Source organism: Sporomusa sp. 246TCP1 (assembly GCF_057319775.1).
This window is the reverse complement of record NZ_CM170492.1, coordinates 4,360,217-4,367,500: the sequence shown is the minus strand read 5'-3', so window position 1 is coordinate 4,367,500 and position 7,284 is coordinate 4,360,217. Positions and strand designations below refer to the sequence as shown.

General features: G+C 36.2%; 8 protein-coding genes (1 of these 8 running past the window's edge). All 8 read left to right on the top strand.

Annotated features, from left to right (window positions below):
- Window positions 1-119, top strand: the final stretch of a protein-coding gene (locus AC1ECB_RS20640; RefSeq protein ID WP_485665549.1) for a polysaccharide biosynthesis protein. The gene continues 904 nt to the left of window position 1, outside the view; the window shows 119 of its 1,023 coding nt (coding positions 905-1,023); its start codon lies beyond the left edge, outside the window; it ends in the stop codon at window positions 117-119.
- Window positions 120-983 (top strand): SDR family oxidoreductase, encoded by an 864-nt coding sequence (locus tag AC1ECB_RS20635; RefSeq protein WP_485665548.1) that lies wholly within the window; start codon window positions 120-122, stop codon window positions 981-983.
- A 19-nt stretch (window positions 984-1,002) separates the two neighbouring features.
- On the top strand, window positions 1,003-1,698 hold the full coding sequence (locus tag AC1ECB_RS20630; RefSeq protein WP_485665547.1) for a WbqC family protein: 696 nt from the start codon (window positions 1,003-1,005) through the stop codon (window positions 1,696-1,698).
- Window positions 1,699-1,753: 55 nt separating this feature from the next.
- Window positions 1,754-2,338 (top strand): GNAT family N-acetyltransferase, encoded by a 585-nt coding sequence (locus AC1ECB_RS20625; protein ID WP_485665546.1) that lies wholly within the window; start codon window positions 1,754-1,756, stop codon window positions 2,336-2,338.
- Between the two features lie 32 nt (window positions 2,339-2,370).
- Complete coding sequence (locus AC1ECB_RS20620; RefSeq protein WP_485665545.1) at window positions 2,371-3,297, top strand: radical SAM/SPASM domain-containing protein; 927 nt, start codon at window positions 2,371-2,373, stop codon at window positions 3,295-3,297.
- A 33-nt stretch (window positions 3,298-3,330) separates the two neighbouring features.
- The gene (gene rffA / locus AC1ECB_RS20615; RefSeq protein WP_485665544.1) at window positions 3,331-4,485 is read left to right on the top strand and encodes a dTDP-4-amino-4,6-dideoxygalactose transaminase; all 1,155 of its coding nucleotides are present in this window, start codon (window positions 3,331-3,333) and stop codon (window positions 4,483-4,485) included.
- 29 nt (window positions 4,486-4,514) lie between these two features.
- Window positions 4,515-6,140 (top strand): tetratricopeptide repeat protein, encoded by a 1,626-nt coding sequence (locus AC1ECB_RS20610; RefSeq protein WP_485665543.1) that lies wholly within the window; start codon window positions 4,515-4,517, stop codon window positions 6,138-6,140.
- A gap of 65 nt (window positions 6,141-6,205) precedes the next feature.
- The gene (gene wecB, locus AC1ECB_RS20605; RefSeq protein WP_485665542.1) at window positions 6,206-7,282 is read left to right on the top strand and encodes a non-hydrolyzing UDP-N-acetylglucosamine 2-epimerase; all 1,077 of its coding nucleotides are present in this window, start codon (window positions 6,206-6,208) and stop codon (window positions 7,280-7,282) included.
- Window positions 7,283-7,284: the final 2 nt, after the last annotated feature.

Genomic DNA, 7,284 nt, shown 5'->3' with positions numbered 1-7,284 from the left:
CTTCCCAGGATGAGTATAATTCTCATAATACACTCCGCCTTAGTATCAATGAAGTAAAACAAAAACTCCTGGAGCTTGATTACGTAAAGTTAGAATTAGAGCGAGGGAGGAGAAATTAAGTGAAATTTTTTGTTCTTGGAGCAACCGGTATGGTAGGGCATGCTATATCTTTATATCTACAGGAACAAGGTCATCAGGTTATCACATTCACAAGAACCCCTTTTTTATTAACTGAAAACATAGTTGGTGATGCTTGTGATTCAAAGCAAATAAAAGATTTAATAAATAAATACCAATTTGATGCAGTAATTAATTGTATCGGAATTCTAAACAAAAATGCAGAAGAAAATAAACATGAAGCAGTATATATAAATAGCTATATACCACACTATTTGGCTTACATTACACATAGAACTAATACTAAAGTTATTCACCTGAGTACTGATTGTGTTTTTTCCGGGCAAAATGGTAATTATCATGAAAATTCTCTCAAAGATGGAGTAACTTTTTATGATAGATCTAAGGCTCTGGGAGAGATAGATAATAAAAAAGATGTAACATTTAGAAATTCTATAATAGGTCCGGACATGAAAGAAAATGGCATAGGTCTTTTTAATTGGTTTATGAAACAAAATGGCGATATTGCCGGTTATTCAAGGGCTATTTGGACAGGAGTAACTACTCTTGTTTTGGCAAAAGCCATAGAAAAAGCTACAAAAGATAATTTAGTAGGGCTATATAACCTAGTGAATAATTCTAAGATAAGCAAGTATGAGTTACTTATGCTATTTAACCAGTACTTTAAAAATAATCAATTAATAATAAATAAATGTGGAAGTGTCATTGTAGATAAGTCGCTTATAAATAGTAGGACAGATTTTAACTTTGTTGTGCCGTCTTATGTGGATATGGTGATAGAGATGAAGGAGTGGATCATAAAACATAAGGAGTTATATAGGCACTATAACATGTATGTTTCATAATTAAGGTGGTAGGTGACAAGTGGGGAAGACAGTAGTCATTCTTCAATCAAATTATCTCCCTTGGAAGGGATATTTCGATCTTATTCATGATGCAGATATATTTGTATTCTATGATGATGTGCAATACACGGTAAATGATTGGCGCAACAGAAATAAGATAGTAGCTAACAACAGGCTAATGTGGCTAACTGTACCAGTATATAGTGATATAAAAAAAAGCATAGATGAAATCTGCATTGCAGGAGATAAATATAACTGGCAAAAAAAGCACTGGGGAACAATTGTTCAGTTTTATGGGAAAGCGCCGTTTTTTGCAGAATATAAGGAAAAGTTTGAAGAGGTTTATGTAAAAATGGAATGGGATCGGTTATCTGATTTAAATCAGTACTTAATAATCATGATTAGTAGGCTGCTAGGCATAAAAACTAAGTTTGTAAATGCACGGGATTTAGCAATTTCGGGAGGAAAAACAGAGCGCTTGGTGAACATTGTCAACCACTTTGATGCTTCTACTTATATCTCAGGACCTGCTGCGAAGGATTATTTGGAAGAAGAGCTATTTTACTCGAACAACATAGAATTGCGGTATAAAGAATATGCAGGGTATCCACAATATCCGCAGTTTCAGCAGCAATTTGAACATGGTGTATCAATAATTGACCTTCTATTCCATGTAGGTAAAGACGCCCCATATTATATTTGGGGAATGGCGTAGCGGAAATTATTCATAATTCATAAGGGAACAATAGTATAATCGCGGAGTATGAGAGATGAATACGCATAAGCTTGAAATAAAAGCAAAACAGATTGTTTTGCGTTCATTTAGCGAAGAAAATTTGGAAAAGTCAAGAAAATGGGCTAATACGAAGTTATTACACCCTCTTATATTGCGATCTTCATTTGTTTCGAATGAAGTGCATAGGATGTGGTATCAAAATTTGTTAGTGGATCCAAGTAAAATTGTTTTTGCAATACATGAAAAAAGTTCAGATATTTATATAGGTAACACGGGATTTTATAATTATAGTTGTGAGCATAAACGTGCAGAGTTTTGGATTTTGATTGGCGAACCGGAATTCTGGGGTAAAGGATTTGGGTTTTCTACATTGCGATTGATGCTGCAATATGGTTTTGAGGAGTTACTTCTAAATAAAATATGTCTTTTGGTGAGTGTGAAAAATAGCCCAGCAATCCGGTTGTATCAACGATGTGGATTTTTTACAGAAGGGATTTTACGAAAGCATTACTATATTGAAAATGAATATATTGATGTATACTCCATGTCTCTTCTGCGAGTCGAATACGATGAAATAGGATTAATATTGGATAAAAGGAAGTTTGGTCATTCAGTCTGAACATACTTCTAAATTGAGAGAAGGCGAACGATGTGTCATATACAAGCAATTTAACAAAAGTCAATCGAATCGAAGAAGCAGTTGATTTTCCTAAGGTCATCTTATTAGATAATACGAGCGCGTGTAATTTACGGTGTTCTATGTGTGATCACCAAAATATCAATAAATATCGTAAGATTCAGATGATGGATATGGGACTATATAAAAAAATCATTAATGAAATTGCTGTTGAAGATCCAAGCGCTCGAATTTGGGAAATCTTTTTTGGTGAACCTTTTTTGTGCCGTGATATGCCGGAACGAATTCGCTATGCAAAAGACAAAGGCTGCGAGGATGTAGTACTCAACACAAATGGGGTGCTAATGAAAGCTGAGTGGAGCAGACAGTATATTGAAGCTGGCTTGGATGCTATCTATGTTGGCATAGATGCTGCGACTAAGGAAACCTATGAAAAAATACGCATTGGCGGTGACTTTGAAAAGGCGGTTCAAAATGTAATAGCATATCGTGATTTATTAAAGAAATATGGTAAGCCTTCGCAAAAATTGTTCGTGCAGTTTGTTGTTTCGGAGTTTAATGAAGAAGAGGTTGAAACATTTAAGTGTTTTTGGAATGAAAAAAAAGTTAATCTCAAGATTAGACCTAAAATTAGCTGGGCGGGTCTTGTTACAGCGGAAAACCTGATTGCTAATGAAACGATTAAACGGCGTCCATGCTACTGGCTAATGCAGACCATGAATATTTGTGCAGATGGAAGAGTCGCTTTATGTTCTGTTGATCTTCATTGCCGAGTACCATCCGGTGATGTGACGCAAAAATCATTAAAAGAAGTATGGAAAAATGGAATTTTGAGTAAGTATCGTAAAATGCATTCGGAAGGTTGCTACGAGGAACTGCCGGAAATGTGCAGGCTATGCTCTGACTGGCAATCGGCATATGCAGATTATGTATTATATTAAAGTTCAGATAAACTATTTGGTGGTGGATTGTTTATGATTCGGTTCAATAAACCATACATTACTGGTAATGAAATGAAAAATATTCAATCAGTTTTAAATAAGGGGCGAATGGCCGGAAATGGAGAGTTTACGCAAAAATGCCAGGAATGGTTAGAATGTGAAATTGGCTGTGGTAAAGCGTTATTAACTAATTCGTGTACGGCAGCCCTGGAAATGGCAATCATTCTCGCTGATATCGGATATGGAGATGAAGTGATTATGCCATCATATACCTTTGTCTCTACTGCCAATGCAGTTGTTTTAAGAGGCGGAGTTCCTGTTTTTGTTGATATTCGAGAAGATACGCTAAATATTGATGAAACAAAAATTGAAGCGGCAATTACACCACGTACTAAAGCAATTACTGTCGTACATTACGCAGGAGTAGCCTGTGAAATGAATACGATTATGGCTATTGCTAAAAAGCATAAGTTGTTGGTAATTGAGGATGCTGCACAGGGAATCCTTGCAAAATATAAAGGTCGACCGCTAGGTAGTATTGGTCATTTTGCAGCTCTTAGCTTTCATGAGACAAAAAACCTAGTTTCTGGCGAAGGTGGAGCTGTGCTTATAAATGATACGACTTTTCAGGAACGTGCTGAGATAATATGGGAAAAGGGAACTAATCGGAAGGCGTTTCATAAAGGCTTAGTAGATAAATATTCGTGGGTTGATATCGGATCATCCTATCTTCCTGGTGAGTTAATTGCAGCTTTTTTGTACGGTCAACTTATTTCCTGTGCGATAATTGACAAAGCCAGAATGAAGGTTTGGAATCAATACCATGAATCTTTTGCGGCAGCAGAGAAATATAATAAGTTCAGGAGGCCTATTATTCCACAAGAAATTAGTCATAATGGTCATATTTATTATTTGCTATTGCCTACTGCTAGCAAAAGAGATCAGATGCTACATCGACTTCAAGATAAGGGCATTGGTGCTGTTTTTCACTACATCCCGCTGCATAGTTCACCTGCAGGTATTAGATATGGCCGGACGTGTGGGGAAATGGATGTGACTGATAGTGTAGCTTCTCGGTTGCTCAGGTTGCCGTTGTGGGGAGAAATGAAAGAGGAAGATGTTCAAACGGTTATTAGAATAGTTCAGGATGAAGTAAATTATATAGAGGAAAATGTTCTAAGTGAATAGTAGGTTACAAAATATGGGGAGGCAATAAAATGGGGTTGGAGGTTTTTGATAATTTATTGCGTAAGATTATAACAGGCGAATTATTTGATATTTCTCTGTTATTGCCGTATTTAAAAATGGAATCAAAAAAGGACAGGATTTTTGTAAATGCTAATTTAGCAATCGCTTATATGCAAATACATGATTATAATCAGGCCAAAGTTTTTATAAACCGTGCATGGTTATTATCTGGGTTTGCGGATGAACTTTTAAACTTATATATTAAAATACACTTCCAAACCAATGATTATAGTGAAATAAGAGAAGCGTATAAACGAATTGGCATGAGAAAAGCTAAAGAAAATAAAATTCAAGAGGCTTTATTTTATTTTCAACAAAGTCATATGGCAATGGCTATTTTAACAAAAACAGATAATTATGAATATGATTTTGATATATTAGATAGCATTGAAAGGCTTGCAAAACCGCATCAATACTTAAAGTATCCATGGATCACAAGCCCTAAAAAGGAAAAGATGCGTATTGCGTACCTGGTATATGGCATGCTTCAAACTAATTCGGCAATTATTAGAGTGATCAACAATATTGTGCAATATCATGATCAGTCCAATTTTGAAGTTGTAATATTCTCACCAGATACGAAAGAACAAATCGAGGCATCACAAGACGGTAAGCAGCATATGGAGATATTTGAAAAGAGTGGTGTTAGAGTTGTTCTTGTAGAGCGTAATAGCGCGACAATGGATGAACATTTACGCTCGGTGGCAGCGCAAATTTATAGTTTTCAACCTGATATTTTAGTATTTTCCACACTACTTGCCGAACTGAACCACTACTATATTGCTTCTTTACGTCCCGCGCCAATTATGCTGGGACAGGTTTCAGGGCCTTTGCCGCAATTTGCAGCACCTCTGCTGGATGCGACAATATCATGGTGTCTTGGGGAATGTATAGAAACTCCCTGTGATAATTATGTTGTTGTAGCAGAAGTTGAGAAAGTTTTACAAAGCCAGACGTACCATAGGTCTCAACTTAATCTCACTAATGATGCTGTAGTTATGATTATGGCAGGTCGCCATACTAAATTTCAGGATGCAAGAATATGGCGAGCAATTTTTGAAGTGCTCCAATTAAATGATAAGGTATATTTAATTGTTGTTGGGATTCAAGGCAATGAACCGAAATTTCTACAAGATATGATTACAGCAGATATTCAACATAGACTACTGGTTTTTCCATATAGGAAAGACTATTTCAGTATTATGGGGGTCGCGGATATTTTAATTGATACTTACCCTTCTGGTGGTGGTCAGCTATTATTTGATGCCATGTCATTGAAGATGCCAATCGTTTCATTTGAACATGATTATTCAAAACCATTTTTTCATGCAGCTTCACGGTCAGTCATGGGGGAATATGCTGCTAGCGGGAACTTGAAACCGGAGTTGCTTCCATTAGTGGCCAAGCGGGATGATTTTGCCCAGTTTAAAGAGATCGTAAACAAGCTGATTTTGGATGAAACCTACCGTAAACAATGTGGAGAAATGACGTTTCAGTGTTTTCAGGCGGTGTTTAACAATCCACAACGGATGACGCAGAATTGTGAAAAAATATATGTTGATTTGTTTAACAGAAAAATTGGAAACTTTACATGAGATTAGGTTAATAAGTAATTATAGCAATGAGAGAGCTTTATTTGAAAAATGGGGAGTTTTTTTTAATGAAGGTATTAACAATTGCTGGTACAAGGCCGGAAATTATTAGACTAAGCAGGATAATTCCAATTTTGGACCAAAATTGCCAGCATGTTCTAATGCATACAGGGCAAAACTATATCAAATCATTGAATCAAATATTTTTTGAGCAGTTGAGCATAAGAGAACCTAACTATATATTTGCGTGTAAGGCCGAAACATTAATGGGGCAAATTTCGCAGATACTAATAGATGTTGAAAAAGTAATACTAATCGAGCAACCTGATCGAATACTGCTATTGGGGGATACTAATAGTGCGCTTGCAGCTATTGTTGCGAAACGTATGCGAATTCCCGTCTTTCATATGGAGGCTGGCAACCGTTGTTATGATGATAAGGTACCTGAAGAGGTAAACAGACGTCTTATAGACCAATGCAGTGATATATTATTGCCTTATACTGAACGTAGTAGAGCCAACTTAATTAAGGAAGGCATTGCAAGTAATCGAATCTTTGTTACCGGGAATCCGATTGCAGAGGTTTTACAATATTATGAGTATCAGATTCAGCAAAGTAATATTCTTGAGCAGCTAAAGATTACGCCGAAAAATTATTTTTTGGTAACGCTTCATCGAGCGGAAAATGTAGATGATGCAAATAGACTGGTAAATTTTTTTGAGGCTTTTATAAGCTTAAAACAAAAGTATGACATACCGATTATTTTTAGTGTTCACCCTAGGACACGCTCACAAATAGAAAAAAATCAATCTATAACCAGTTGGGACGGACTTACTAGTTTAGAACCAATGGGTTTATTTGATTTTGTCCAATTAGAAAAAAATGCTGCTTGTATATTAAGTGATAGCGGTACAGTTCAAGAAGAATGTTGTATTTTGAAAGTACCTAGTATCACGCTGCGCGACGTTACTGAACGGCCAGAAACCATTGAGACTGGAAGCAACCTATTAACAGGAAGCAATCCTAATGACATATTACGTTCGGTAGAGTTAGTTATAAATAAAGCGTGTGAGTGGTCTCCACCGAGCGAATATGTAAAGCAGAATGTTAGCCAGACAGTTGCGAAAATAGTCCTAGGAAAATAGTT

What these genes read in the sequence shown, in the direction of transcription:
- AC1ECB_RS20625 (WP_485665546.1), top strand. Translation starts at nt 1,754, where the DNA reads ATGAATACGCATAAGCTTGAAATAAAAGCAAAACAGATTGTTTTGCGT.
- rffA (WP_485665544.1), top strand. Translation starts at nt 3,331, where the DNA reads ATGATTCGGTTCAATAAACCATACATTACTGGTAATGAAATGAAAAAT.
- AC1ECB_RS20610 (WP_485665543.1), top strand. Translation starts at nt 4,515, where the DNA reads ATGGGGTTGGAGGTTTTTGATAATTTATTGCGTAAGATTATAACAGGC.
- wecB (WP_485665542.1), top strand. Translation starts at nt 6,206, where the DNA reads ATGAAGGTATTAACAATTGCTGGTACAAGGCCGGAAATTATTAGACTA.